This is a genomic window from Streptomyces sp. NPDC046759, from assembly GCF_040645475.1.
GTDB lineage: Bacteria > Actinomycetota > Actinomycetes > Streptomycetales > Streptomycetaceae > Streptomyces.
In genome coordinates, this window is record NZ_JBEYYJ010000021.1 from 133,345 (window position 1) to 159,555 (window position 26,211).

At 69.4% G+C, this 26,211-nt stretch carries 24 protein-coding genes and 4 pseudogenes; 13 read left to right on the forward strand and 15 right to left on the reverse strand.

Translation table 11 applies throughout. The annotated features are described in order from the left end of the window. Positions 1–599: 599 nt before the first annotated feature. The 3 genes and pseudogenes from ABZ919_RS26770 to ABZ919_RS26780 all read left to right on the forward strand — a co-directional run. Entirely contained in the window at positions 600–1,190 is a 591-nt protein-coding gene (locus ABZ919_RS26770; RefSeq protein ID WP_361252551.1) for a hypothetical protein, read from the forward strand. A 211-nt stretch (positions 1,191–1,401) separates the two neighbouring features. After that, positions 1,402–2,151 carry a hypothetical protein gene (locus ABZ919_RS26775; protein ID WP_361252553.1) on the forward strand — a complete coding sequence of 250 codons (750 nt, stop codon included), beginning with the start codon at positions 1,402–1,404 and terminating at the stop codon, positions 2,149–2,151. A 181-nt stretch (positions 2,152–2,332) separates the two neighbouring features. Continuing rightward, a pseudogene (locus ABZ919_RS26780) lies at positions 2,333–3,050 on the forward strand (ATP-dependent DNA helicase); the annotation flags it as partial. Positions 3,051–3,513: 463 nt separating this feature from the next. On the opposite strand, the gene ABZ919_RS26785 reads toward ABZ919_RS26780, so the two are convergent. The 4 genes from ABZ919_RS26785 to ABZ919_RS26800 all read right to left on the reverse strand — a co-directional run bounded on the left by ABZ919_RS26785 (position 3,514) and on the right by ABZ919_RS26800 (position 6,299). After that, complete coding sequence (locus tag ABZ919_RS26785) at positions 3,514–4,218, reverse strand: hypothetical protein (protein ID WP_361252617.1); 705 nt, start codon at positions 4,216–4,218, stop codon at positions 3,514–3,516. A gap of 466 nt (positions 4,219–4,684) precedes the next feature. Further along, positions 4,685–5,056: a hypothetical protein gene (locus ABZ919_RS26790; RefSeq protein ID WP_361252554.1), complete on the reverse strand. Its 372-nt coding sequence runs from the start codon at positions 5,054–5,056 to the stop codon at positions 4,685–4,687. Further along, positions 5,053–5,622 (reverse strand): hypothetical protein, encoded by a 570-nt coding sequence (locus tag ABZ919_RS26795; RefSeq protein WP_361252556.1) that lies wholly within the window; start codon positions 5,620–5,622, stop codon positions 5,053–5,055. Before ABZ919_RS26795 ends, ABZ919_RS26790 begins: the two co-directional genes overlap by 4 nt. A gap of 86 nt (positions 5,623–5,708) precedes the next feature. After that, on the reverse strand, positions 5,709–6,299 hold the full coding sequence (locus ABZ919_RS26800; protein WP_361252558.1) for a sigma-70 family RNA polymerase sigma factor: 591 nt from the start codon (positions 6,297–6,299) through the stop codon (positions 5,709–5,711). A gap of 155 nt (positions 6,300–6,454) precedes the next feature. Between ABZ919_RS26800 and ABZ919_RS26805 the strand changes: the two genes are divergently transcribed. The 6 genes from ABZ919_RS26805 (at position 6,455) to ABZ919_RS26830 (ending at position 9,773) form a co-directional block, all read left to right on the forward strand. Next, positions 6,455–6,937 carry an Asp23/Gls24 family envelope stress response protein gene (locus ABZ919_RS26805; RefSeq protein WP_361252607.1) on the forward strand — a complete coding sequence of 161 codons (483 nt, stop codon included), beginning with the start codon at positions 6,455–6,457 and terminating at the stop codon, positions 6,935–6,937. 73 nt (positions 6,938–7,010) lie between these two features. Next, a complete protein-coding gene (locus tag ABZ919_RS26810) occupies positions 7,011–7,181 on the forward strand; it encodes a hypothetical protein (RefSeq protein WP_361252619.1) in 171 nt (56 codons plus the stop codon). Beyond that, complete coding sequence (locus tag ABZ919_RS26815) at positions 7,178–7,582, forward strand: Asp23/Gls24 family envelope stress response protein (protein ID WP_361252560.1); 405 nt, start codon at positions 7,178–7,180, stop codon at positions 7,580–7,582. The genes ABZ919_RS26810 and ABZ919_RS26815 overlap by 4 nt, the downstream gene beginning before the upstream one ends. Before the next feature lie 52 nt (positions 7,583–7,634). Further along, positions 7,635–8,321 carry a DUF6286 domain-containing protein gene (locus ABZ919_RS26820; RefSeq protein ID WP_361252561.1) on the forward strand — a complete coding sequence of 229 codons (687 nt, stop codon included), beginning with the start codon at positions 7,635–7,637 and terminating at the stop codon, positions 8,319–8,321. A 28-nt stretch (positions 8,322–8,349) separates the two neighbouring features. Next, on the forward strand, positions 8,350–8,958 hold the full coding sequence (locus ABZ919_RS26825; RefSeq protein WP_361252563.1) for an alkaline shock response membrane anchor protein AmaP: 609 nt from the start codon (positions 8,350–8,352) through the stop codon (positions 8,956–8,958). Between the two features lie 563 nt (positions 8,959–9,521). Continuing rightward, positions 9,522–9,773: a hypothetical protein gene (locus ABZ919_RS26830; RefSeq protein WP_361252565.1), complete on the forward strand. Its 252-nt coding sequence runs from the start codon at positions 9,522–9,524 to the stop codon at positions 9,771–9,773. Positions 9,774–10,041: 268 nt separating this feature from the next. Here the strand turns inward: ABZ919_RS26830 and ABZ919_RS26835 are convergent. The 4 genes and pseudogenes from ABZ919_RS26835 to ABZ919_RS26850 form a co-directional block, all read right to left on the reverse strand. Further along, positions 10,042–10,640: pseudogene (locus tag ABZ919_RS26835) on the reverse strand (ATP/GTP-binding protein); the annotation flags it as partial. 41 nt (positions 10,641–10,681) lie between these two features. After that, a complete protein-coding gene (locus ABZ919_RS26840) occupies positions 10,682–11,080 on the reverse strand; it encodes a hypothetical protein (protein WP_361252567.1) in 399 nt (132 codons plus the stop codon). Then, on the reverse strand, positions 11,080–11,355 hold the full coding sequence (locus ABZ919_RS26845; protein WP_201843983.1) for a hypothetical protein: 276 nt from the start codon (positions 11,353–11,355) through the stop codon (positions 11,080–11,082). Before ABZ919_RS26845 ends, ABZ919_RS26840 begins: the two co-directional genes overlap by 1 nt. 153 nt (positions 11,356–11,508) lie before the next feature. Then, positions 11,509–11,709: a hypothetical protein gene (locus ABZ919_RS26850; RefSeq protein ID WP_361252570.1), complete on the reverse strand. Its 201-nt coding sequence runs from the start codon at positions 11,707–11,709 to the stop codon at positions 11,509–11,511. A gap of 81 nt (positions 11,710–11,790) precedes the next feature. On the opposite strand from ABZ919_RS26850, the gene fxsT reads away from it, so the two are divergent. Beyond that, positions 11,791–14,898 carry an FxSxx-COOH system tetratricopeptide repeat protein gene (gene fxsT / locus ABZ919_RS26855; RefSeq protein WP_361252572.1) on the forward strand — a complete coding sequence of 1,036 codons (3,108 nt, stop codon included), beginning with the start codon at positions 11,791–11,793 and terminating at the stop codon, positions 14,896–14,898. Between the two features lie 436 nt (positions 14,899–15,334). Here fxsT and ABZ919_RS26860 read toward each other — a convergent pair whose 3' ends face one another. After that, positions 15,335–16,174, reverse strand: coding sequence for a hypothetical protein (locus tag ABZ919_RS26860; RefSeq protein ID WP_361252574.1), 840 nt, complete (start codon positions 16,172–16,174; stop codon positions 15,335–15,337). On the opposite strand from ABZ919_RS26860, the gene ABZ919_RS26865 reads away from it, so the two are divergent. Further along, on the forward strand, positions 16,149–16,685 hold the full coding sequence (locus tag ABZ919_RS26865) for a hypothetical protein (RefSeq protein WP_020937384.1): 537 nt from the start codon (positions 16,149–16,151) through the stop codon (positions 16,683–16,685). The two genes, ABZ919_RS26860 and ABZ919_RS26865, sit on opposite strands and share 26 nt — an antisense overlap. A gap of 61 nt (positions 16,686–16,746) precedes the next feature. On the opposite strand, the pseudogene ABZ919_RS26870 reads toward ABZ919_RS26865, so the two are convergent. Both ABZ919_RS26870 and ABZ919_RS26875 read right to left on the reverse strand, forming a co-directional pair. Then, a pseudogene (locus ABZ919_RS26870) lies at positions 16,747–16,898 on the reverse strand (sterol-binding protein); the annotation flags it as partial. Positions 16,899–17,187: 289 nt separating this feature from the next. Beyond that, positions 17,188–17,643, reverse strand: a complete 456-nt coding sequence (locus tag ABZ919_RS26875) for a hypothetical protein (RefSeq protein WP_361252576.1) — start codon at positions 17,641–17,643, stop codon at positions 17,188–17,190. A 118-nt stretch (positions 17,644–17,761) separates the two neighbouring features. Between ABZ919_RS26875 and ABZ919_RS26880 the strand changes: the two genes are divergently transcribed. Next, positions 17,762–18,349, forward strand: a complete 588-nt coding sequence (locus ABZ919_RS26880; protein WP_361252578.1) for a DUF4240 domain-containing protein — start codon at positions 17,762–17,764, stop codon at positions 18,347–18,349. 556 nt (positions 18,350–18,905) lie between these two features. On the opposite strand, the gene ABZ919_RS26885 is transcribed toward ABZ919_RS26880, so the two are convergent. From ABZ919_RS26885 to ABZ919_RS26900, 4 genes and pseudogenes are all read right to left on the reverse strand, one after another. After that, on the reverse strand, positions 18,906–19,409 hold the full coding sequence (locus tag ABZ919_RS26885; protein ID WP_361252580.1) for a YbhB/YbcL family Raf kinase inhibitor-like protein: 504 nt from the start codon (positions 19,407–19,409) through the stop codon (positions 18,906–18,908). A 155-nt stretch (positions 19,410–19,564) separates the two neighbouring features. Then, positions 19,565–21,481, reverse strand: coding sequence for a hypothetical protein (locus ABZ919_RS26890; RefSeq protein WP_361252582.1), 1,917 nt, complete (start codon positions 21,479–21,481; stop codon positions 19,565–19,567). Positions 21,482–22,151: 670 nt separating this feature from the next. Then, the gene (locus tag ABZ919_RS26895; RefSeq protein WP_361252583.1) at positions 22,152–22,373 is read right to left on the reverse strand and encodes a hypothetical protein; all 222 of its coding nucleotides are present in this window, start codon (positions 22,371–22,373) and stop codon (positions 22,152–22,154) included. 54 nt (positions 22,374–22,427) lie between these two features. Beyond that, positions 22,428–22,663 (reverse strand): annotated as a pseudogene (locus ABZ919_RS26900) (dihydrofolate reductase family protein); the annotation flags it as partial. Positions 22,664–23,235: 572 nt separating this feature from the next. Between ABZ919_RS26900 and ABZ919_RS26905 the strand changes: the two are divergent. Then, positions 23,236–26,211, forward strand: a 2,976-nt coding sequence (locus tag ABZ919_RS26905; protein ID WP_361252585.1) for a choice-of-anchor D domain-containing protein, incomplete at its 3' end; no start/stop codon positions are given.

Genomic DNA, 26,211 nt, shown 5'->3' on the forward strand with positions numbered 1-26,211 from the left:
CAGCGCAACCTCACCTGACGGCAACTGTTCACCCGCGGCTGCTCAAGACAAGGTAGCCGCCGAATACGACGTGCGTTGTGCGATGGCCCGAAAAGTCAAGCCTCCGCTTCCTGGCACAGCTCGCGCAACTCGAAGGCGAACCGCTGCACCGGACCGGCAGCCGGATCCAGCGACCCCTCACCACACCCCATGCCCATCCCCATCCCCATCCCCATCCCCCAAGGCCAGCACGAGAAGTGAGGGAACTGCCTTGGCACCGTCTCGCCCAGACTGCACCTGTGACCAGCACGTTTCAGCTGGCCCTCACCAACGGCCGGCCACACCTCTGTTTTGTTTCATGTGGCGGCAGGGGCCTGCGCAACAACGGTCTGCCCACGAATCTGGACGCAAGGCCGGCGCCAGGTCGCATGCCAAAAGTGTGACGGCACCAGCCCCACTGGCGTTCGCACTGCCTTCATCCCCTTGCCGCGCGCAAGGTGAAAGCGACTGGACCACTGTGCTCTGTCCGAAGTAGGGCATCACGCGAGAAAGGACGAGGAGAGATCTCGAAGCACAGGCAAAAGACCGACACGGACATGTCCCCGGAAAGGAAATGAGATATGCCCATTCGTAAACGCTTGGCGCTGGCCGCAACTGCCATCGCCTGCGTCGGCGGGATGGCAGCGGGCCCCGATGCCTCGGCCGCCCCGACCTCCCATTCAGCGCAAGCGGATCCGACGAGTGCCTCGAAACCGGCCAGTGGGTTTGAGGGATTCTCGTGTGGCTACAACAACGGCAACGGCTACGATCCCACCCAGCTCAGCGGTGCGACGACCGACCACAGCCCGCGGTCCGTGGGCCCGGTAAGCGTTGAGGTGCGCCAAGCGTATTCCAGCGCCAAGGGCCGCTGGTTCGCCTGGTCCCGGATCACCACGGGATGGAGCGGTGTGAACCCCGGATCTCAGACTTGGATGGACTGGACCGACGACGGGGGCAGCACTTACCACGCGTGCGGAAGCCCCTGGCATAGGGTGATGCTGGATCAGAATCTGGCTCAGTCCGAGGGGGATCCGCCTTTCCAGGCCCATTCGCAAGCGGTCGACTGGGTGAGCGGACGGAAAGTGGCTGCCTGCGCGGCATATTGGGACTACGACAGCAACGGAGTTCCTTATATCGCCCAGCAGGGGTGCGCCGGCTACTACCTCGACTGAGAGCTGAGCGAGAAGGGACTTCACGGGGAACCGGACGACACTTCAGTGCCGGTTCCCCGCATCGTGAGCCCTCAGGTGAAAGGTCCCGACAGAGGAAAGATGTCAAGAAATGAACAGTCGCTACGTGCCGGCGTGTCTCGCTCTTGCACTGTGCGCTTTCGGGTGCACCTCGGCCAGTCACGGGAACACCGATACAGCGTACCGTAGGTCCTTGCCACTCAGTGCCTACGCACCAACAAATGAGCAACAGCTCACCATTGGTAAAGCAAAGGCGAAAAGCGTGCGTGACTGCATGCACAGATTCAGTCTCGACTGGAAGGTATCCTATCTCGGTGCGCCTCCCGATCCGCCATACTTTGCAGCCACGCGCATTGGCGAACTGAACGAGAAGACGGCGCGATCCTACGGCTATCGACCTGCCCCCTACCCTTCGCCGCAGGACACCCAACCGCACCGTGTCGACAATCTGCCCGGCGCAGTTCAAGACGTTCTCATGGGTAAAGTATCCCGGTTTCACGGTGATCCGGTGCCCTCTGGGGGATGCAGGCAAGAAGCAGAGCGGTCGGTTGTCCCGGGTACATCGGCCGTCGACTTATCACCTCTTTGGGAAAAAGCCTACCGGGCAGTCGAGTCTGACAGCCGCCTCCATCATGCAGAAAAGGAATGGAACGCCTGCATGACCGGCAAGGGGCATAAAGAAGTCAGCCCGGAAACCGCCCAAGCCTTCTGGCTGGAGCATGACCAGGGCAGCGGGAAGGTCTCGAGCGCGGAAATTGCAACCGCTGTTTCGGATGCTCGGTGCCGGAAGGAGACAGGTTACACGCGGCTGCGTGCAGCGCTCGAACGGCACTACGAGAACCAGTTGATTTCGGAGAACCGGCGACAGCTCGCGGCCATAAAGCTCTTCAATGCCTTGGAGTTGAAGAACGCCACCCGCATCTTGAAAACCGGCGGTGAGTGATCCTCAGGGGCGTTTCAAAGCCGCGGTGATCACGTAGACCGGCTGGTCAGGGGATGTTCAGCAGGTCCGATGACCGGTCGAGGGGGTCATAGGAGACGTGGCGGAGGCCGGCGGCGATGTTGCGGTGTCCGTGCTGCCGGAGCGGATCAGAGCCCCGGCACTCCACCCTCGCGGCCGACATCGCCGCGACCAGATGGCCCTGGTCACCGGGTCTCCCGCCGACATCCTCGTCGTGCAGGGAGGGCCGGGTACCGGCAAGTCCGCGGTCGGCTTGCACCGCGTGACATGGCTCGTCAACAACGAGCACTTCACAGCACAGGACATCCTCGTCGTCGGCCCCCACCAGCGCTTCCTTGACTACGTAAGTCAAGTCCTGCCCACTCTCGGTACCCGAAACGTCAACGCAGTGCAGATGACCCGCCTGTGGGACGGAGAGGTCCTGGGTATCGACACACCGCAGGCGCGACTCGTCAAGTCCGACGAACGCATGGCGGCCGTCCTGCGTCGGCGCGTTGAGTAGGAGTGCCAGCCCGAGGCGATCGACGAGTTCACCACCACCCCCTCTTACAAGGACGCCGCACCAGAACTCACCGTCACCGCCGGCAGCTCCACCCTCCGCATCCCGCGCTCCGAGGTTCTCGCCCTACTTGAAGAGGTACGCGAAGGCAACGGCGCCTACCGTGAACGCCGGGACCGCTTCCGTAGCCTGCTCGTCGACCGCCTGCTGCAGGAACTCGTCGCAGTCGCCCCGCGGCGCAGACGGCGACACGATCCGCCGCGACCTGGAACGCAACCGCCAAGTCGAGCGCCTGATCGAACGCGTCTGGCAGTCGCCGGGCGCCAGGGAGGCCCTCCGGAGCCTCTACGACTCCCAAGAACTCCTGCGCACCTGCGCCGACAGTGCCTCTGTTCGGCGAAGGGGAACGCTGGAGCGGCGCCTGCCTGCGCCGACCGAGCAACGTCATCCCGGGCAACTGGCGGCTCATCTTCCCTACCTTCGACGCGGCATGGAACCTGCGGGCCAGGGAGGTCGCTTTCGCCCTGCTCAACCCCACCCAAACGAGCACTCTCTGGGCGCCTCGCGCCCGTCCGCCGCCGCGCGCCGTCGCCGCGTGCTGGCCGAAGCCGCCCGGGGACGTACCGTCGCCCTCACGCCCGGCCAGGCCGAGCAGATGCTCGGTGTCACCCGCCAACCCAACGTCACGTCCACCCGGATGCCCCAGCGCTCACAGGCCGACCTCGATGCCACCCTGGAGACCTGGCTCGCCGATCCCGGCCATCTCGTCCCCGTCCAGGAGACGATTCACACCACCGCCCAAGGAGGAGACCGGGTCGTCCGCACCCCTCGCTGGTCGCCCTCGTCTACGGCCCCGGCGGACCGCGCACCATCTCCCCGAGTTCGGCGGCCTCCCGCCGACGCCACGCGATCGCCCAGGTGGCCGTTGGCGCGGGCCAGTACCAGATCCTGGCGGGACAGGCCCGCGCTGCCGACCTGTCCCACCCCACGCCGCATTTCACCGTCGTGCAACGAGTCGACGGCACCGAAGGTCCGTGGCGCCCCCAGCTGACCGACCGCGACCTCGGCGAAGAACTACGGGCCCTGCAAGGCGCCGTGTACTGCTTCGTGGCAGGGCTGTCGATGATGCGCGACTCCGAGATCCAGGAGATCCCGACCGCAAGTTCAGTGACGCCCGCGAGGACGGAGATCCAGCGGGGACGGACGGCCGCGAAATAGCCGACGAGGACGCCCATCGCCAGGAAGAGCGGCCATGCCCGCTCCCCGAGCAGGACCACCGCGACCGACTCGGCCAGCAGCACGCCGAACACCCGCTCCGACCACCGCCGGGCCCAGCCGACAGCCAGCGCCAGAACCACGGCCAGGGCCGCCCGCAGCCCGAGCGCCGGCGCGAAGGCGGGGGGCTGGAGCCCGAAGGGCGATGCCATCCGATACGTCGTCGAGGCGAACAGCAGCAGCGCAAGGAGCCCGGCGGCGCACCAGGTCACTACCGTCCAGACACCCGACGGCAACCGCCTCAGCCACGGCGCAGGCGGCAGGTCTCGCTCCATGCGGTGATCGCAGCCAGCAGCCCCATTGCGGGACGTCCCTCCGCAGGCATACGCCTGAAGACGGAGGGCCCGACTGGCCCTGGTGCTTGTGGGAACGGGCCGCGTGCGCAACGCACGCTCCAGTCCCTCATCGATCTGTCCCCCGTCCGCCTTTCCAAGGGGCCAGCCGACAGGGGCCGGCACCCCCGCCGTCCGTAGGGGGTCCTCCCGCACGACCGCTCCCGCATTCTGGTGGCGTGCTGACCGTGGTTGCGGCGGTTCTCTGTGCGGCTGGTAGTCCTCAGTGTGAAGACTGGGGCAGTGTCTGTTGCGTCCATGCCGTTCCGGGGCCAGCGAGTCGTTTCGTCTGCTGTGCTCCCGGTTTGGTGGGCGGCTTGGGCTGTGTCGTTCATCGCCGTGGGGCGTTCGTGGTGCCGGTTGGTGTCGTCATTACCGCTGTCGGCGTGCGGGGAATGTGCAGTGGGGCTCACGGCGCGTCGTGCCGGGTGGTGATACGGGTCACGGTGACTTGGACGGTGACCTGCTCCACGGTGTTGAGGGCGGCGAGGTGGGAGGTGACGGCGGCCGCTACTCGGTCGTGGAGGTTCTGGGCGACGTCGAGCGCCCGGCGGCCTTCGGTGAGGGCGCAGTGCACCTGGATGTGCCATCCCGAGCCGTCTGGCGCCCGGTTGGCGCGGATGCCTGCTTGGGGCGGTGTGTGGTGAGTCCTGGTGTCCGTTCGGGTGGGTGCGGCGGTTGCCGCGAGGCGGTGGGGGAGGCGGGGTTCCAGGCGCGTTATGCCGGGAACTTCTAGGGCTGCCTCGGCCGCGACGCCGAGAATCGTGTGGGTGATGGTCATGGTGGACCACTGCGGGGCGGGAGGAGCGGCTCCGGTTCCAGGAGGTCGACCACGGTGATGTCCACGGCCGTCACGGCAAGACCCAGGTCCTGCACGGCCGAGTGGAGGACCGATCGGCGCACCTGGTGGACCCGGTCGGGTAGCGGGCTGTAGAGAGCGGCGGCCAGGGTCATGGTCACCCGCACCCCGATGCCTTGCCCCTCGGGTGCGAGCCGGCAGGTGGCGGCTGTGGCACCAGGGACCGTGTCCGCGGCCTGCCGCAGTACCTTCGCCGCGGCGCTCTCGGAGATCCGCAGGTCCCGGTCCGGGTCGGCCAGGGGCAGAAGCCGCCCGAGCCGGACCTCTGCTGTGACGATGTCCATGACTCGGTCGGCGAGTGCACGCAGGCGGGGAGTATCGGCACGCAGTGCCCGGGTGGCTGCGTCCACCGTGGCCAGTTTCTGGAGGGCCTCGCGGCAGTGCGGACAGCAGAGGGTGTGCGGGTCTGCGGTCGACGGCGCGTCCCGGGCCTGCTCCCAGACCCGGCTGAGAAGTCGGCCGCATGGCAGCATCTCATCATCTGCCAAGGGCGGAACGTCGGCGCCGGCTGGGCTGGTACGGGGCTTGTCGGCTCCGGCTCCGGGTGGTTCGGGTGGCCGCGCTTGCGGGTCGTCTAGCGCCATGGGCCCATCGCCTCCTGCAGGGATCGGCGTGCCCTGAACAGTCTGCCGCGCACCGTTTGTTCGCTGGTTCGCGTCACGTCGGCGATCTCCTTGTAGGGCAGGCCCTGCACTTCCCTCAAGATCCAGCACAGCCGCTGGCCGGCGTCCAGTTCGGCGAGCGCGTGGGACAGGGCGGTGGCCGCCGCCTCCTGCTCGGCGCACCGCGCGGGCTGGCTCCAGGCGTCTGTCGCCGCGGGCTCGACGACGCTGTCCAGGGGCAGGGGCGGCGGTCTGCGCCGACGCATGGTCAGGCAGCGGTTGACGGTGATCCGGTACATCCAGGTACGGAACTGCGCGCTGTGGCGGTATTCAGGCAGGCGCCGCCAGGCGCTGATGAAGGCGTCCTGGACGGCCTCCTCGGCGTCCTGAGCGTTGTCCAGCATGCAGCGGGCGAGGACAAGGAGGGCTCGGCCGTGCCGCTGGACGAGAACGGCGAAGGAGTCCTCGTCCCCCTCGGCCGCCCGTACGGCCAGCAGCCGGTCCGGCAGGTCGCGTCCCAGCAGGCCGTGATCCGGCGATGGGGATACCGCACACTCGATCATCGCGCCCCCACGCAAGGCTCGGACCGGCCGGGTACCCGAGAGGCCACTTGTGATGCACGTCACATTGGCTGGGCGTGAGGAATGAGCCGCCCGCTATGTCCAACTTTTCGACGGGCGCCACACCGGTGTCCGACCTACCGATCGAGGCGACCGCCATGACCGAGAACGTCACCAGCGTCGGCGGGGGCAGCCGGCCGGATACGGACGTGAGCGCGCTCAAGGGCCGCACCGGGGCCGGGGCTCCGGCCGAGACTCGGGGGAAGACCACCATCGCGGACGGCGTGGTGGCCAAGATCGCGGGCATGGCCGCCCGTGAGGTACCGGGCATCTTCAGCCTGGGAGCGGGGATGGCCCGCGCCCTCGGCGCCGTGCGGGAACGCGTCCCCGGCGCAGGTGGAGCCGTCACGCGCGGAGTGAAGGTCGAGGTCGGCGAGCGTCAGGCCGCGGTGGACCTGGACGTGGTCGTCGAGTACGGCGTCTCCATCGTGGACGTCGCCGGCGGCGTACGCACCAATGTCATCAGCGCCGTGGAGCGGATGACGGGACTGGAAGTCGTCGAGGTGAACATCGCCGTCGACGACGTCCATCTCCCCGACGAGGAGCAAGAGGCCCAACCGGACGAGGGCCGCGTGAGGTGATCCACCACCGCGTCCCCTACGGGCGCGAGTGATCGCGCGGACGGCGATGTACCTCCGCGAGACGGGTGAGTGCATGATGAACGCAGGAACGACAGGCCTCCTGGCCGGCATGGCCCTCGGCTTCGCCGGTTACTTCGGTGGCTTCTGGGCATTTCTGCTGGTCCTCTTCCTGGGCGCGGCGGGGCTGATCATCGGCCTCGTCGCGCAGGGCGACCTCGACGTCCGGACACGGAGGCAGCGGTGAAGACCCGGGCCGGTTCTCCCGGCGAGGGCTGCGACCCGTCGGCGCGGACCACCGGCTTGCCGCCCCCGGCCGAGCGGGGCGCCACCATCATCCCGGACCGGGTGGTCGCCCGTATTGCCGCCCAGGCCGCACGTACGGCCCAGTCCCGGCGCGCCGCCGTACCACGCGACCGGGGCAGCCCAAAGGCACCAAGCGCCTCCGCCGCCGTCCGCACCGGTTCGGTGCGCCTGCATCTGACCATGGATCTGCCCTACCCCACCGACATCCCCCGGGTGTGCGAACGGATCCAGCAGGACGTCGCCGAGAAAGTGGTCCAGCTGACCGGCCTGCGCGTGGGAGAGGTCGTCCTCACCGTCCGGCGGCTGATGACCGCCGACACGAGCCGGGGGCGGGTCCGGTGAGCGGCCACGCGGCCCGGCACGCCCGGCACGCCGGGAAGGAAGGGCCTTTGCGATGACCACTGACCCCGGCGCTCCCGGCCGTGATGCGACGCCGTCCGCATCGCCTACCACGGTGCCGCTGACCAAGGAGTTCCCATCACCCGCAAGCGACGGGTCCGGCCGGGACCACACGTCCGGTGAGCGCGACGCAGGGCACCGGTCCCACCGGGCGTGGTCGGCGCGCCGCATCCCGGCCGCGCTGGTCGCCTCGGTGATCCTCGTGGCGGCGGTGGCAGCGCTGGTCGACGTTGTCGCTGTGCGAGCGGGACATCCGGCGGCGGCCTGGCGACGGCACCTGGCCGACGAACTGGCCACCCGGTCCGTGGACGACGTGTGGATGCTCACGGGAGCCGCCGTGGCCGCCGCCGTCGGCGTCTGGCTGATCGTCCTGGCCGTCACCCCGGGTCTGCGCCACTGGCTGCCCCAGCGTTCCCCCACCGGCTGCCCGCGGCTGCGGTCCTTCCTGGACCGCGACGGCGCCGCCGACCTGCTCCGTGACGCCGCGATGCGGGTTCCCGGAGTCGGCGCGGCGCGCATTCGGGTGCGCCGTCACCGCATCAAAGCACGCGCGGACGTCCGCTTCCGTGACCCTCGACAGGTGAAGGAGGACCTCATCGCCGTCCTCGACGAGGAACGCGACCGGCTGGCCCTCGCCCGTCCTCCACGCATCGCCGTACGGGTGCGGCAACGCACCGGCTGACCGACAACCGCAGCACCGGGAGTCCGCCATGACGTCGCGCCCCGCACTCAACCGCACTCTGCTGGCCCTCGCCGGACTGGTCCTGCTCGGCGGCGGACTGCTCGTCCTCTTCGCCGGGCTCGACCTCTACCGCCGACACGATCTGATCCCGCCCGCGGGCTGGCCCCTGATCACCCCGGACGACGTCCTGCTCGGCTCCGCCGACCGGGCCCGCTGGAGCGGCCAAGGCTGGTGGTGGTGGCCCGCGGTCATCGCCGCCCTCGCCCTCGCCGCCCTGCTGGCCCTGTGGTGGCTGCTCGCGCAACTGAGCCGACGCTGCCCCGGCTCACTACCCGTGGGCGGCACACCGCCGCAGGAGGGCGTCGAACTGCGCGACCGCGCGCTCAGCGACGCGATCGCGACCCAAGCCGGTGCCCTGCCGGGGGTCGAGCACGCGGCCGTACGCATCACCGGCCGCCCCGCCCACCCCCGCACCCACGTCAGGTTCACCCTCACCCCCGAGGGCGCGCCCGGCGCCACTCTCGGTGCCCTCTGCGAAGGCCCGCTCAGCACCGCCCGTCGGTCCACCGGCCTGTCTGACATGCCCACCGAGGTCCGCCTTCAGGTGGCCCGCCACAAACCCCACCGCGTGGAGTGACCCTGCGCATCGTCGGCCTTGACCAGAACCGCGCTTTCGGGAGGAGCACCGACAGGCGATGGCTTGGCGGCGTCTCCTACAAGCCGACCATTTCAGTGCGTGGGTGACGCGGTCGCGGCCGCCTCGTGGGTGGGGCAGGAAAGCGTCCACGAGTCGCCGCATTTCTGCCAGGTGAGAGGCGGCGAGGGCTGATCCGCCGACGCTCCTGGTGTTCTTCGTCCGCGACCCACTGGTCGAGCTGGGCGAGGCCGCCGCCGTCTGCTGGGCCACGACGCGGCGAGCGAAGCGCAGCAGCTTGAGCTGACAGAGCCGTCCCCCATCGTGCAGGCCCTGCCGCCCACCGCGGCACTTGTCGAGTTGAAGGGCGCGCCGCGCTACCACCATGCAACGTCCTCCGGGTCTCCCGGTCTGCCTGAATGGGCGCCCCGGAACCTTCTTCAGCTGTGGGGCGACCGCGCCGGGGGGAGTGCTGGCGGTGCTCCGTGTTCCCGCTACGGGGTAGTCGGTATTCCCCCTTCTGCCAATGAGGCCGCCGGTAGACGCGCTGGAGGGAGAGCCGTCTTGTGATCGACCCGGTGAAGGTGAGCAGTGCGCTGACCGATCTGATGCAGGCGAGCCATGGGGCGGCGTTGGAGGAGCTGCCCCGCATGGTGGCCGACAGCGGCGAGCCGGTGGGCCTGCACGATGTGGCGTTCTTCGTCGTGGACGTGCAGGGGAAGGTGTTGCGCGAGGTCACCGGCCGGGGTGCCGACGCCGGTAGGGGTGGTGTGGTGTCGCTGAGGTGGGGGGTGGCTGGTGTGTGGGGTGGGGTGTGACTGGTGTGTTGGGGATGGGTTGATAACTGGGTTTGGTGGTTGTGGTCTTTTTGACCTGGGGTCTGTGTGGGTTTCAGTGGGAACGCCCGGGGTGTTGTGGGTGGCTTCTGCGTCTAAAGGCTTGGCTGGCGTTTTGCCTGGTCAGGGGTGTTTTACCTGGCCAGTGGGGGTGTTGCGCGCCCCGTAGTCCGGTTCTGGGTCTGGCTGCTGTTCCCTCTTGGGTTGGTGTCGGGTACTGCCTGGCGGATGTCAGCATCGGTATCCCTTGTCAGGCTTGGCTTGAAGGCAGGGATGTGGCCTGAACAGCGTCGCGGCGGGTGGTGTTGCTGCGGGGGCGGTGGTGTTGTTCGGCGAGGTGGTCGAGTTGTACTGCGTCGAGCGTTTGCTTGGTGATTTTTTCGGTTCCGTCGTGGATGGCGGTGATGGCTGCTTGGCGGATGAGTCGGGTGAGGCTTCCGATGCGGCCGGCGGTGCGTTGGTGGAGGTAGGTGGCGTGTAGGGGGAGGGTGCCGGGGCGGTGTGAGGTGAGGTCGAGGGCGTTTTCGAGGTCGGTGATGACGTCGGTGAAGGGGCGGGCCGGGCCGTGCGGGCCGGGAGGGGGCCGCAGGTGATGAGGGTGGCGCGTCCGGCGAGTTGGGCGCCGCGTACTCCGCTGAACAGGGGGGTGGTGGTGACGTCGATGCCGGCGTAGACGAAGGTCGCGTGGATGCGTTCGGTGAGGTCTTTGAGGAGGTCGGCGGCTTGGGCGCCGGTGGTGGTGCAGGGGTTGAGGCGGTGGATCTCGTCGATGAGGACGAGTTGGGCGGCGGCGGTGTTGTAGGTGCGGCAGACGGCGTCGGTGATCTGGGCCTGGGTCATGCGGGTGGTCGTGGGGGCAGTCCAGGCCCGCGCAATGCGACGGTCGACGGCTACTGGTCGGGGTGGACGGCTTGGACGCCGGTGCCGGCATACGCCTTCGGCGTGAGGGTGAGCAGGTACCGGCCACTCGGATGGGCGGGGGAGGGGCGGGCGGCGTGGATGGCGTGGACGGCGGCCCAGGAGTGTCCGAACCGGAGCAGTTCGGTGGCGGTGACTGCGGCGTCGGTGTCGAAGGCCTCGATCCGGATGAACCGCAGCCCCTTGATGTAGCCGAGCAGTCCAGGTCGTTCGGCGTCTCCGGCCGTCAGCGACAGCACCGGCGCATACAGGTCACCGAGCCCGCCGGAGGCCTGGACGTAGAAGGCGGCGACTGCCTCGTTGAACGGGTCCTTCGGGTCGTACAGCGCTCCCGCGGTCGTGTGGTCCAGGACGACCGCGATCGGCGCCACTACGCGGCTGCCCGCGGACCGTGCGCGGCGCCGCCCAGGCGCTCCAGCAGCGCCCGGGCCTTCTCCTCCGCCTCGGGGCTCGGTGCGCTGCCGAGGGCGGAGGCGAGCTCGGCGCGGGCCAGCTCGGCGCGCTCGGCGTACTCGGCCTGCGTGGGCGTGCTCTGCGCGAGGTCCTCGACCAGACTGCGGATGGTGGTGCCGTGCTCGGCGGCCAGCTGGGCGAGCCGGTCCCGCGCGGCCGTGCTCACCTTGATGCTCGTCTCGTCTGCTGCCATGTTCCTCACTCTACCGCGCCCCTCTACTGGCAGTAGAGGGGCGGTGGAGTCTCCTCTCCTCTCCCCTTTCGAGACCGGGCCGCCGCCTCTCGCAAGCGGAGGACGAGTGATGGTGTTCCTCCTCCGGCGGGACTTTCCGCGATGTGGAGCCTGTCAGGAGAGCACCTGGGCGAGCACGCCGGTGAGGGCGATGGCCAGTGTGAGGACGGCGGCGAAGGTGGCTGCGGCGCGCATCAAGGCGGTGGGATAGGTGGCGCCGTCCAGGCGGGTGAGCACGGCCGCTGCCGTGGCCGCGAGGAGTGCGAGTACGACAACCAGACCGATGCTGAGCAGGACTGTGACGAGGTGGTTCACGGCGATCTCCCCGAGGAGGGCGGATGCTGACCCGCCCCAAATTCACGGAACAGGTGTCCGCCCCGGTCCGGCTGGACAAAGATGGACTTCTTCGGACGTGCGGGCCTCGGGGGGCATGTGGAGAGGGACGCCGATGGGCGTGAGGCAGCGGCACTGGCCGAGTTGCGTGCCCGCCTGAAGGACGCCGTGGCTCTCTCCGGGCTGGGCGTGGACCAGCTCGTCGGCCGCATGAGGACCAGGGTCGGGGCAGTAAGCCGCAGTACCTTCTTCGAGGCACTTCGGCGCGGCGCTCCCGTGCCGACGGCGAGGACGGTCGCCGCGATCGCGGGCGGGCTGGCGTTGTCGAAGGAGCAGACACAGGAACTGCTGGACTTGCGACGCACTGCGGTCGGCAAGCCTGTTCCAGCACCGGAGACGACCTCAGGGCCAGGCCGAGAGTTAGGCAGGCCGGTCGACGGTACTGGGGCGGTAGCCGGCGTCGGGGACAACCACGGCCCGATAATCCCCCATGTCACGCAGCTCCCGCCGACGGCGATCCGTTGGGCTGCCGAAACCGAGGCCTGCGGCGAGTCCGACCTGCGCCCTCCGAAGGCGACCTTCACCGGCCGGGCGGGGGAGCTGGACGAAATCCGGACCGAGTTGCTCCGACGCGCCGACGGCGTCGGCATCCCGGTTGTGGTGGTGCATGGCCTGGGCGGCGTCGGCAAGACCGAGCTGGCCCGGCAGTATGCCCAGACTTACCGGCATTCCTACGACCTGGCCTGGTGGATCGATGCAGCCGCCCCCGGGGCCGTCGACGCCGCGCTCGCCGGGATCGCGGTACGGCTGAGTCCGTTCTGGGGCGGCACCGTGCCGTCCGAGCGCGCGCTCACCGCTTGGGCCCTGGCCTGGCTCCAGCGGCACGACAACTGGCTGCTGGTCTACGACAACGTCGAGGACCCGAACCTGCTCTGGCAGCACCTGGGCAGCCTCGGGCGCGGGCACCATCTGATCACCAGCCGCCACGCCACGGGATGGAACCGCCGGGTGGCGCTGATCGGCCTGGACGTCCTGCCGCGCAAAGACTCCGTCGCGCTGCTCAACGCCTGGGGGCCCTTCAGCTCCCCTGACGAGGAGTGGCATGCAGGCCAGCTGGCGAAAGAACTGGGCGACTTGCCACTGGCCCTGGAACAGGCTGCCGCCTTCATGGCCCAGACAGTGACCAGCATTCAAAGCTACCGCGACAGCCTCGCCGAGCAGTTGGACGAAGCTGCCCAGGACCACTCCGGCGAGGAGCAGACGGTGTCCCGGGTCTGGAAGCTCACCCTCACCGCGCTGGACGAGACCGCCCCGCTGGCCGTCGAACTGCTCCACGTCCTGGCCTGGCTCGACCCCGACAACTGCCCCCGGTCCCTGCTGGCCCCGCTCGCCCCCGGCAAGCTCCCCGTTGCCAGTGCCCTGGGGTGGCTGAACGCCTTCAGCATGGTCTCCCTCACCGACAAGACGGTCTCCGTCCACCGCCTGGTGCAGACTGTGCTGCGCGCCAAGGCGATCCGGCACGCCAGCCGCGAGACGGCCGAGGGCAGTATCCCTCCGCCGCCACGCGGCCGACCTCAGGCCGAGCGCATCCTGCTCGAAGCCGTGTATCCGGACGGGGCCGAAGCCGCCCCGGACGAAGCCCCGGACGAAGCCCGGCTCGCCCTGCTCGCACCGCATGTGATCGCTCTCTCCGGCACCGACCCCGGGGACTACCGCCCGGACCTGGCCCGGCTCTTCGGCGAGGCCATGGTGCACCTGCGCCGGCAGGGCCAGATAGTCCGATCCCTATCGGTTTGCCGGGCGTACGCGCGGCAGGTGGTGGCGGGTTTCGGCCTCGACGACCGAACCGCCCTGATCGGCTGCGACGCGCTCGCCTCCGCCCTGATGGCGGCCGGCGAGTTCGGCGACGCGATCGACGCCTTGGAAGAACTCCGCGAGCGGAGCATCCGGGCGCTTGGCCCGGGCGACCTCACCACCCTGAACATCCGGGCCACCCTTGCCTCCGCCTACCAAGACAGCGGCCGATTGGAGGCCGCCGTCGAAGAATGCATCGATGCCTCCGCCGTCGCCGCCGAGCACCTGGGCCCGGAGCACGCCCGGACCCTGACCCTGCGCAACGGCCTGGCCCGGGCGTACGAGTACAGCGGCCGGTACGAGCAGGCGATCGAGATCTACGAGAACCTGCTCCGGCACGAGGAACTCCTGGTCCGCTGGGAGGGCAACTCGGCGCCCCTGGCAGCGAACGCGGCCCAGGTGCGGAACAACCTCGCCGGGGCGTACGGGAGCGTCGGCCGGCACGAGGAGGCGCTCGCGCACTACCATGCGGCACTTTCCGAGCTGACCCGCCTCCTCGGGCGCGGGCACCCGACCACCGTGAACTGCCTCGGCAACCTGGGCTACACCCTGGAGGCGGCCGGTCGGATCGATGAGGCGTCCTCCTATTACCGGGAAGCGCTGGAGCGGCGACTGACGAGCCTGGGCGAGGACCACCCCGACACCCTGCTGAGCCAGAGCAACCTCGCCTACCTGCACCTGAAAAAGGGTGAGGTCGATACCGGGCTGCAGCTGTGCCGCCGGACGCTGGTCCAACGGGAGCAGATTCTGGGCCCGACCCACGTCGACACCCTGGTGAGCCGGAACCTGCTGGCCTCGGCCCTCGCTTTTGCCGGGGAGGCGGAGGAGGCAGTCGACCTGTACGAGACCACTCTCGGACAGCGCCGGGAGGTCCTCGGGAGCGGGCACCCCAAGACCCTGCAGACCCTGGCCGACCTGGCGCTCTGCCGCCTCCAACTGGGCAACGCCGCGGCGGCCGTCCCGCTGCTCGAGGAGGCGCTGACCCGCCAGCAGCGGCTCTCCGGGCCGGACAGCCCCGATACCCTGCGCCACCTCCACAACCTCGCCGCCGCCTGCAGGGAGGCCGGAGACCTCGACCGGGCCCGGGAGCTGTTCACCACCGCACTGGACCGGCGCACCCAGGTGCTGGGCGCAAAGCACTTCGAGACCCTCATCACGCTCAGCGGCCTGGCCCGGCTGCACCAGGCCGACGGAGACCTGGAACACGCCATCCCCCTGTACGAGGATGCGATCGCCGGTCTCACCGAGGCACTCGGCCCCGACCACCCCACCACCCGAACCGTCTCCGGCTACCTCGCTGAGGCCCGCACTCCCTGACCGCCTCGAACCGGGCCAGCTCACCGCCGACCGGCTGATCGCGGAAGATCCCTTCCTGCGGGTGTGCCGCAGAGCCGCCTCGTTCTCGCCAGTCGCCACGATCGTTTGGATCCAATCATGCTGGGCCGGCTGCAGGAACACTACGAAGCTCGCGCCCAGGCCCTCTGATCCCACATCCGAGGTCTCGCTGGTGCATGCCCCTGCGCCGGATGAGGGGACGGCTTGTGCGCGCGGCAGGTACGCGAGATGGTCGCTTGGAGTGCGGGAGGTGGCCGTGATGCTCCGTGTCCGGCTGCCATCGTCATCGCATGGTCATGCCACCGCAAGACCATGCCACTTGTTCGGCAGCCGCCCCGGCCCGTCCCCGCTCCCTGCGTCGACGAAGGCGGCCGGCGGGTGTTCTCCGCCCTCGCCCCCACTTCGGCGGCGCGCCTGCTCACCGCGCTGCGCAGGCGCTCCCGGCCGCGGTGGGAGTGAGCTTATGTCCATGCGTCGCTGAACAGTGCGTATTCGAGCAGGTCGGGGGAGGCATCGGAGGGCCAGCCGTCTGTCGCTGCCGCCTGGTGGGCGGTGGCGTGCATGAAGGACAGGTAGATCTTGTAGCGGTGGGCGACCAGTCCTGGTCTCTCCAGACCCAGGCGGCGACCGAGCCGTCGGGGTCATGGCCCCTCTCCCGGCCGACCGCCTGGGCCAGGGAGCGCAGCCGCCGGGTCAGGACACGGTCGAGTATGAGCGGCTCGGGGCCGTTCGCCGGCTTGACCGTCTTGCCTGCGAAGTAGAGGAACTTGGTGAAGAAGGACGGCCCGAACCCGGGAATCCGGCCGCGGAGCTCCTCGTAGGACGCTACTGCGCCGTGCCTGCTCAACACGGTGACCGCATCGTCCAGGAGGTCCTCGGCGGCCAGGATCTTGTGGAGGGTGGCTGGTCCGCTGCCGCCGGGGGAGCCGCTCTTTCCCTTTCCCCACACGTAGGTGGCGACCAGTGCCTCTCGGAGCGTCTCGCGCGCCAGCGTGTTGGCGACGATCGACGTCACCTGCGCCGGGCTGACCCGGGCGTCCCCGGTGAGGGAGTGGGGAGCCAGTGCCGAAGGCCAGGGGGTGATCCCCGGCTGTGACGCAGCTCCTGTCGCTCCCGGGGGAGGCCGCCGTACCGTTGTCCGCACCTCCCCGCCCGGGCGCGCAGTGCCCGCGACCGGATCACCCACACCGGAACACCCAGGACAGGCGGGCATACGCACAGGACGGTCCACCATGCCCACCGCGCTCTCGCCCGTCATCGCCGCCTCCGCACGCTGGCTGCTGGCGGCCTTCCCCCCGGCCACCGGCCCGCTGAACCAGGCCCTGGCCGAAGCCCAGGCAGGCCATGCGGCCACCATCGCCGCCGCCCTGCGCTACCCCACCGCGCTGGACGCCGAACTGCTGGACCTGCTCGGCCCCGGCGGCTCCGGCCGGCTGGACTTCGTCACCGGCGCCGACGCACCCCCGCTGACGGACGCCACCCACGCCTGGCGCACCCAGGTCGACGAGACCGTCGTCAGCTGGGCGGCCTGCCTGCTGGCCGACGCCGACCTCGCCGCCCTGGCCGCCGCCTGCCTGGCCGCCACCCACCACGGCCCCGACAGCGTGGGCGACGCGCGCCGGCTGACCATCCCCAGCCCGCGCGACCACCGCGCGGCCCCCCTGCTGCGCCACCCGGACTTCCTCGGCCCGATCGCGGACCTCCACCGCGAGACCCTCCTCGGCCTCCTCGGCGCCGCCCCGGCCGTCACCGCCCCCGAACCCGGGTGACCACCGAGCCCGTACGACCACAGGCAGCCGGCCACCGTCGGGCCGCCGCGGCCCGTCGCGCTCAGGGCGCCTTGAACAGAGCCGGGAAACGCGGAGCGAGCCAGGGCTTGCGCCCCCCGACCAGGGTGCGGCCCTGAGCGAGGGACCCCACTGGCCCCGGCGCCCGAGCGCCATCAGGAGAAACGTGACCGGCTCGATGAGGATGGTGCAGTCCGTAACCGCTCCACACTCGATGGCAGGCCCCGACAGGCCGGACCACAACTCAGCCGGCAACGGACGCAAGCGGCACCTGCGGCAGCTTCATCGCCCCGGCCGGTGTGGGCCAGCGCCGAAAAGAGGTGTAGGTTCCCGCGACCCGTGTCATCTGCCGCACCTCTGACCTCGACGGTTCTTGGACTTCCCACGCCATGTCATGTGCTGGATTCCCAGCGCCGTGTCATTTTCCTGGCTCGCCCAGCCAGAAACGGCGACGCCGCCGCCCAAGAAGAGGTTCACCGGACGGTCAGAAGCTCCAGCTGTAGAGGCCGCTGCCCGTGGTCACCGCAGACGCCGCAAGCCGGGACACTGCCTGCAGGACCGCCAGCAGATCATCGTCGGTCATTTCGTCCCCGTCGGCGGACCTGAGCCTCGCGGTCCAGCGATCTGCCAGCTCCTCCAGCTCAACGGAGGTGGCGTCGGCCAATACTGCCCGGATCAGCCGCGGCGGCAGAGCGAACACCTCAACACCATCGTTCAAGGGGGCAGTGACCCACTCCGGCCACGGCCATGCAAGGAGCTGCTCGATCGGCGGGAGCTCGGCCGCGGGCTCCTCGAAGTACATGTCCCACTCCGCGATGGCACTGTCCGGCTCTATGAAACGGCAGGTCACAGACTCAAACGCCGGACCAGGTCCCTGTCGGCGCGTCGCAGCGGCACTCTCGTCGTCCGGAGCGAGGAAGAACACGATGTCGTGGGCCATCTCAGAATGGTGGCAGCCTGCCGAGCTGAGTGCCGGCAACGGGTATTGCGACCAGTGACCATGCTGCTCTTTCACCCGCTGCCCTCGGTCTGTCATAGGCGCCTGCCATAGTGCCGCCGTGGACAACGACTCCTTCTGGAAGATCATTGAGGAATGCCGGTCGAAGGCTCACGTCAGGGCTGAGCGGCTGGCGTGGTTGAAGGACGAGCTCGCGCGAAGGCCCGTGAAGGAGATCGTGGGGTTCCAGGCTTGCCTTGACCGTCTGTGCGACCAGGCGTTCACTTGGGATCTTTGGGCTGCCGCCGAAAGGATCTTCGGCGGCTGGTGCTCGGATGACGGCTTCTGCTACTTCCGTCTGTGGGCAGTCGGTCTGGGCCAGGCCACGTTCGAGCGCGCTGTCCAGGATCCCGACACTCTGGCCGAAGCCCCTGGAGTAAGGCGCCTGGCCGACCGACCACGAGGTGAGTGGGGTGATCACTGGCCGGAGTGGGAGGAACTGGACTATGTCGCGGCCGAGGCCTACGAACAGGCGACCCAGGTGTCGGATGAGTTCGCCACCTTCTATGAGGCCGTGGACGCTCTCCAGAGTGACGACGAAGTGCTTCGAGACCCGCTCGGGAAGCGCTGGGACGTGCGAGATGAGGTCGAGGCGTCGCGTAGGCTGCCGCAGCTGAGTTCCAGGTTCCCGATCACGATGCAACCCTGAGCTGGCGGGAGGGTCGCCCGCCGGTCAACTTCCCTCCGTTCTGAGGGAGAGCAGCTGTTGAGAGCGCTCTCAAACCTGGGGTGAGCCGGGCGCGTTACGCGGCGGCCCCTCCTGGCGGGCCCGTGCCCGCTACCGGGAGGTTCTGTGCTTGGCGCGCGGGGGATGGGAATGCTCTCGCCGACGAGGTGAAACCCCGCCTGGATCAAGGCATGCCGAACCTGCACCAGCAGATCAGACGGCGAAGGTGACACCGGCTGCGTCCGCCCTGATATCGCGAGATCAAACCTTCAACCTCAGGGCAAAGGCACAGCTCCGGGAGGGGTTGACGGCGCAGATCAGCGGGTCTTGGGTGGAGGACCACGTCCAGAGCAAGGGGGGGGGGCTGGCCATGGCGTTGCTTGCTGTGCCCGGTGTGCGACACCGGCGACGTAGACCGCCCGGCGGCCAACTTCTCGTTCGAGTGCGCGCGCCCGAGCGAGCACGGGCGGGGCCGGTCAGGAGCGTTCGTAGAAGCCGGCGAGGCGACCACGAGCGAGCACGTTTCCGGCGGCGGCGATCACCTCGCGTGGCTTGGCGGAGTCCGTACCGCCTTACTCGTCCCTACGATCAGCGGCTGGGCGAGGGGGAACAGCTGGAAGACGTACCGATGCGGGCCGTGGCCCTTGATCGGTGCGGACCCGAGGTAGCCGCGCCGTGAGCCAGAGTTCAGGAGGCGTACGCCAAGGGCCGGATTCTCGGCGGCGAGGGCGCCCTGGGCGAGGCCGGTCATGGAGGGGTCGAGCAGGGCGATGCCATGGTTGTACGGCATGGGCATCGGCGCATCGGGATCTTCGACGACCAGCAGCAACTGTGCTGCGTCAGCTGGGACTTGTCCCACCTCAGGGGCTGGTGACAGATTCTCGCCGTCGACACGCCGTGCGGCGTAGACCGTCGGGATCGCCGTCTCGTGAGCGAAATCGGGACCGGTAAGGGCGAGCGCGGTCTCGACGGTCCAGTTCGGCGAGCTCCAGGCGAGGCCGGCCTGCCCCACTCGCCGGTTCTTCAACAACTTGCCGATCACAGCCACGATTCAAGGGATGTGGTCCCACCGGTGACGGTGGCCTGCTGTGCAGCGGCCAGAATGACCTTGCCGGAGTAGGCGGCAGGGTGCAGCTTCGTCTCCGCCAAATCCCGCCAGGAGTCCTCTGGGCCGAGGCCCAGAAGACTTCGTGGTGGTCAGCGCCGGGAGTAGGGCAGTGTCGAGCCGGATGCGGTCGCGAGTACGGCTTCCGTGCCGAGGCTGTTGCCGCTGTCCTGGTACATGGACAGTTGGCCGTCGGACCAGCGCACGAGGTAGTCGTTGGTCCGGTTGTCGGTGCTGGTGAAGTTGCCCGCTGTGGTGAGCGTGGCGTGGGTCCACAGCGTGCTCGGGGCCCGCAGACGCACCTCTCCGTGGAAGCCGTACTGGTTGATGTCCGGGTACAGGGTCAGTTCGCCGTCGGACCAGCGGACCACGAGGTCTGACTCGCTGGTTCCGGCGAGGTCGGCGGACGTGACGGATGTGGCGTGCGTCCAGGTGGAGTTGGGAGGGTTGAGGCGGACCTGGGCGTGGAGGCCGGTGGAGTTGAGGTTCTTGTAGAGAGTGGTCTCGCCGTCGGACCAGCGCACGATCAGGTCGTCGGGCCAGTGGTCGTCGGTGGTGTAGCGGCCCGCGGTCATGGAGACTTCGTGCTGCCACAGGGTGCCCGGCTTGACGAGTGTGATCTGGCTGTGCAGGCCGCGCGCGTCGACGTCGGGGAAGAGGGTGAGGCTGCCGTCGCTCCAGCGCACCAGCAGGTCGTAGGTGTTGGCGCCGGTGAAGTCGCCGGCCGTGATGGAGACGGCCTTCGTCCAGGTGGTGTTGGCCGCGGCGAGCCGTATTTCCTTGTCGAACCGTCCGTTGCCACCGCCTCGGTACAGCGTCAGCTCGCCGTCCGACCAGCGCACGATCAGGTCGCTCTTGTCCGGATCGGGCGAGGGCGAGGGCGTGAAGGAGCCGGAGGTGACGAGGGTGGCATGGGTGAGTGTGGAGGCGCCGGGCAGCACATTGGGACGTGCGGGGGCGGTGCCGGCGACCGCCGCCTTGTACAGGTTCTGGATGTCGGAGCCGTACGGGGAGCTGTAGGAGACGTCGTCGGTCGGTCCGCCGGTGTCCCAGCCGCCGATGCTGCCGACCACGTCGCCGGTGCCGATGGCCGGGTCGAAGTTCTCCAGGAACGGGCTGCCGCTGGTGCCGGATGCGTAGCCGTTGCAGGCGATCCGGAGGTACGAGCCGGGGGTGCCGTCGGTCGGGGTGTACTGCGTGGTGTTGTTGTCGCAGGTCAGGGGCCGTGTGGCGGTGCCGGGGTAGCCGACCAGCCGAATGCTGGGGAAGGCGTAGCCGTGGCCGGTGGCCAGGTTGTTGCCGCCCACCACGTCCTGCACCTGCTTGCCGTCGCTGCGCGCGCCGACCTGGGCGAACGCCACGTCCCACGGGGCGCCCTGGACGTGTCCGCGGTCGTAGTAGCGGGGATCGATCCAGACCCGGCTGCGGCCTTCGGAGTCGGTGGCGACGGGGAAGATGCCGTACGGCTGGGGATTGGCCGCGGTCCACTGCGGGACGAACGCGAGCGAGCCGCCGCCTGCCCGCCCGTCCATGCAGTGCCCGGCGGTGAGCACGATGTTGTGGTGCGGGCTGTTGATGACGCTCGCGGTGCAGAAGTAGGAGCCGCTGCTGGTCTGCATATACATCCGGCCGACCATCGGCAGCCCGCCGAAGGAGGAGCTGACGGGACCTGTCCCGCCCGTGGTCGTGGGGGCCGGGCTGGGCGAGGCAGTGGGGCTCGACGGGCCCGACGCGCTGGGGGAGGTGCTCGGGGAGGCGGACGAGGTGTCCGTCGGCGCGGCGGTCGGGGTGTCCGTAGCCGTGGCGGAGGGATCCGGGGTCGAGGTGCCGGTGGATGTGTCCGTCGGGCCGGCGGTGTCGGTCGGCGTGGCGTCCATCGGGACCTCGCGCAGGTCCTGGGCGTTCACGTCACCGGTCACCGACGGTTTGACGAGCCCCTGGAGCGTGGGGTGGGCGGCCTTGCCCGCGGCCCGCGGTTTGGCGTCCGGAAGCGGCTTTGCTCCTGCCATGCGCTGCGCGGTCCAGAACCGTTTGGCCGCAAAGGCTGTCCAGTGCGGCGCGGCGGCTGGGAGACGCGGGCCGGTGTCCGGTATCGCGGACGTGTACGCCGGAGGGGCGTTCGTGGCGCCTGCCGTATCGACCGAGACGAAGAGAGTTCCGGCCAGCGCGGTGATCACGCCGGCGGCGGCCACGAGAAGGGCACCGCGCCGACTCGCGCGGTGCCCGGCAGTTCTACTCACTTTTGGTTTGAATTCCCCCCACTTGGCGTGACTCTCCGCCACGCCGACGATAGGACGAGCAGAGAGTACGGCACTGTTGCTCGATGATCGAACCACAGGGCGAATTTGCCTGGATGATGAGTCGGGGCCGGCACCGGCTTCCGGACGCACAGCGGGATCAGGGTGAGGCCGTCGCGCGCGAAGGCCTGCTGGCGGAGGCCGGGGAGTGCCGCGATCGCCGGTGGATTCCAGGCCTTGCGGTCTGCTCGGAGGCTGTGGACGCGCGGCGTGCGTCCACGGTCCCTCCGGGTGACGTGGGCCGTTCGGCGTGCCGTTCGCAGCGAGGGCGGAGAGTCAAGACGAGAAGTGGGCCCGCCGCCACGGGGGAAAGTGGCGGGCCCAGCAAGCCACCACGATGCCACACCAGCAGCGGAGCTGCTGTTCATGGAGCAGAGGAAGCTCAGTTGATGCCGAGCCTGCACCGGCAAGGGAGACCTTCCCGGAGCAGACGGCCGTGTGCAGCTTCGTCTCCATGCAGGGACAGGTGGTGGTCGTACACGGAATCCTTGAAGCTGCCCTTGTAGTCGTGGGCGGCGTTCGCCGCCTCGTCCTTCCGCGTGATCGCCTCCGGCGGCCTGATCGTCTTGGTGCAGCCGCCCTTCCTGCGGATCGTCGTGGCCAAGTTCGCCTGCGTGCGGCGGGTGAGGTCGCACCCGGCGGCGGCGAACTCGCCGTCCTACGGCTGGCGCGTCACGCGGTAGCGGAGGTAGACGACTCTCGAGCTGAAGGTGCGGGTCTCGAGGAGTTCGAGATCCACCCGGCGCTCGTGCCGGGGAAGAAGGGAAGCCTCCACCGACCAGTACCGGGTTGACCCGGACCCGGTACTCGTCGATCAGACCCGACGCGGCCGCCTCGGCGGCGATCTCGCGGCTCGGCTCGCAACCGCTCGATCTCCTCCGCCAAGTCGCCGGAGGCGGGCATTGCCCTGGACTGCGCCGACCTCTCGCCTCGTCGGTGGCGAAGCGAAAGACCGGCCCTGTATCTCCGCCTCACCAGCAGCCTGGATCCTCCGGGGTCGGCATCCGTCCGCTCCGTACAGCTGCGCCGCGACCACTGGCCAGGACCTGAAATCCCTTATGCAACAACGGCGTTGTCCCGGGACCGCCCGATGCCTCGTCAGGCGGTGACACGTTGACCGTGCGCGAGTATGCGACGGGACCGCATGCATCAAATATTCACAACCGTAGGCACGCACGCCGGTCTGTGATTGGATGCGCGGGTTGCGGCCCGTGTGGCGCAGGCTCCCGCGATCGCGGAGGCCGCCGTAGCGCGCGGGGAGGGCGTGGGGGCCTTCGGGGATGGGGACTCAGGGGGTTTCCTTGGCGATGTCACAAAGCGATGCGGTGGTGGGTGCCACCAGACATGCACGCGGAGGCAGACACACCCGGTGGCGCGGCCTGGCGCTCGCCCTGACCGCCGCGGTGACCGCAGGCCTGGTCGGGCTAGGCATCTCTCAGGCGCAGGCGAGTGAGACGACCGGGTCGGTGGACACCCTCCGAACCGGCTGGGACAGGAGTGAACCGGATCTCGGCCCGTCCGACGTGCGTTCCTCTTCCTTCGGGCAACTCTGGAAGGCTCCCACGCAGCTCGACGGGCAGATATACGCTCAGCCGATCGTCGTCGGTGGCACCGTGGTGGCGGTCACCGAGAACAACGAGGCCTACGGCCTCGACCGCGCCACGGGGGCCGTGCTGTGGCAGCGCAGCTTCGGGCCCGCATGGCCCGCGTCCACCCTCAACTGCGGCGATCTGGTGCCGACCATCGGCAGCACCGCCACCCCGGTGTACGACCCCGCCAGCGGCGCGGTCTATCTGACCACCAAGGTCGACGACGGTCCCACCCACTTGAGCCCGCACTGGTACATGCACGCGCTCGATCCGGTCACGGGGGCGGAGAAATCCGGCTTCCCCGTGACGATCCAGGGCACTCCCTCCAACGACCCCACGCAGTCCTTCCTGCCCGCGTACCAGATGCAGCGTCCGGGCCTGTTGCTGCTCGACGGGGTTGCGTACGCGGCGTTCGGCGGACACTGCGATGCCAAGCCATATCGCGGCTATGTGGTCGGCGTCAGCACCACCAGCCCGTCTGTGACCTCGATGTGGGCGACGGAGACCGGCGCCAGCAACAGCGGGGCCGGCATTTGGCAGTCCGGCGGGGGGCTCGTCTCGGACGGTCCCGGCAGGATCTTCCTCGCCACCGGCAACGGCGTCAGCCCGGCGCCCGGCCCCGGCAGCGCCCCGCCCGGCACTCTCGCGGAGTCCGTGGTCCGGCTGCAGGTGCAGGCCGACCGGAGCCTGAAGGCCGCCGACTTCTTCAGCCCGTCCAACGCGCCGACCCTGGACCAACAGGACAAGGACCTGGCCTCCGGCGGCCCGGTCGGCCTGCCGGACAGCTTCGGCACCGCCTCCCACCCGCATCTGCTGGTGCAGCAGGGCAAGGACGGCCGAGTTTTCCTGTTGGACCGCGACGACCTCGGCGGGAGTTCGCAGGGCACCGGCGGGACCGACGACGTGGTGGGGATCACCGGGCCGCTCAAGGGCCAGTGGGGCCACCCCGGGGTCTGGGGCGGTGACGGTGGTTATGTCTACGTCGTCGGCAACGGGGGCTCACTGGTGGCGCTGCACCGCGGCGTGACGGGCTCGGGCGACCCCGCGCTGACCGTCGCCGGGTCCAGCCAGGACTCCTTCCCCTACACCAGCGGATCGCCCGTGGTGACCTCCGACGGAACGCGCTCGGGCAGCGCCCTGGTGTGGGTGGTCTGGTCGGGCGGGTCCAGCGGCGCCAACGCCCAGCTGCGCGCGTACGACCCGGTCCCCGACGCGAACGGCGTCCTGTCGCTGGTCTGGTCCGCGCCGATCGGCACCGCACCGAAGTTCGCCACCCCGACCACCGACGGCGGGCAGGTCTTCGTCGGCACCCGGGACGGCAAGGTCTACGCCTTCGGCAACCCGGTGGGCAGCCCGCTCAAGGGCGGACCGGTCGAGTTCGGGCTCGTGTCGGTGGGTGGCTCGGCGAGCTCCAACGTCGTCCTGACGGAGAACCAGAACCCGTCCCGGACCCTCGGCATCAAGGGCGTCACCGTCGACGGTCCGTTCACCGCGGAGACCTCGTCGCTGCCGTCGACAATCCCAGCGGGCGGACAGCTGGCGATACCCGTCTCCTTCACACCGACCGCGGTCCTGGGCGCGAGCGGAACGCTCACCGTGGCCACCGACGCCGGCAGTTTCCAACTGAGCCTGCACGGCGTCGGTACCAAGCCCGGTCTGGCGGCGTTCCCGGGCAGGGTGTCCTTCGACAACCAGCCCACGGGGACCACGGCCACCGCGAACGTCCAGCTGACGAACACGGGCACCGACCCCGAGACCATCACCTCCGTCACCCCGCCCGACGGACCGTTCACGGCCGCCGACCTGCCAAGCGCGCACCCCGCGAACCCGACGGTGATACCGGCCCAGAGCTCGATCGTCCTGCAGGTGGGGTACGAGCCCACGGCCACCGGCCAGAACTCCTCGTCGATCACGCTGAGCAGCACCAGTGGTGCGCTCACCATCCCGGTCGAGGGCGACGCGATCAGCGGCCAGGGTCACCTGGTGTTCAATCCGACGACTCTCTCGTTCGGGGCGGTGGTCCGCGGCACGTCGAGCACACGGACCTTCACGATCACGAACACGGGGAACATCCCGGTCACCGTCACCAAGGCGAAGGCCCCGGCAGGCGCGTTCAGCAGCGCCGACCAGCTTGCCGAGGGCCTGGCCATCGGTCCCGAGCAGAGTGTCCGCCAGACGGTCACCTTCGCCCCGACCGTGAGCGGCAGCCAGTCGGCCACGTACGAGGTCACCGGTGACGCCGGGCAGGGAGCGCAACTGGAGCCGCTCACCGGCATCGGTGTGCCCCCGGCGTCGCATCTGGGCACCGTGCTCGCACGGGACAACTCCGGCACCCTGTGGCAGTACCGCGGTACCGGTGTGCCCTCCGGGGCACTGACCGCCCGGGCCGCCATCGGAACCGGCTGGAACACCTACAACATCGTCACGAGTGTCAGCGGTGAGATGGCGGACGGCACCGGAAACGCCGTCGGCCGTGACAGCAAGGGCACGCTGTGGTTCTACCAGGGCACCGGCAACGCGAAGGCACCCTTCGCGCCCCGGAAGCAGGTCGGCCCCGGCTGGAACATCTACAACTCCATCGTCGGCGCCCGTGACGTGACCCGGGACGGCAAGGCAGACCTCGTCGCCCGCGACAGCAAGGGCGGCCTGTGGCTGTACCGGGGCACCGGCAACGCCTCAGCACCCTTCCTGACCCGCATCTCCATCGGTTACGGCTGGAACACCTACAACTCCATCGTCGGCACCGCCGACCTGACCGGGGACGGCAAGGCAGACCTCGTCGCCCGCGACAGCAAGGGCGGCCTGTGGCTGTACCGGGGCACCGGCAACGCCTCAGCACCCTTCCTGACCCGC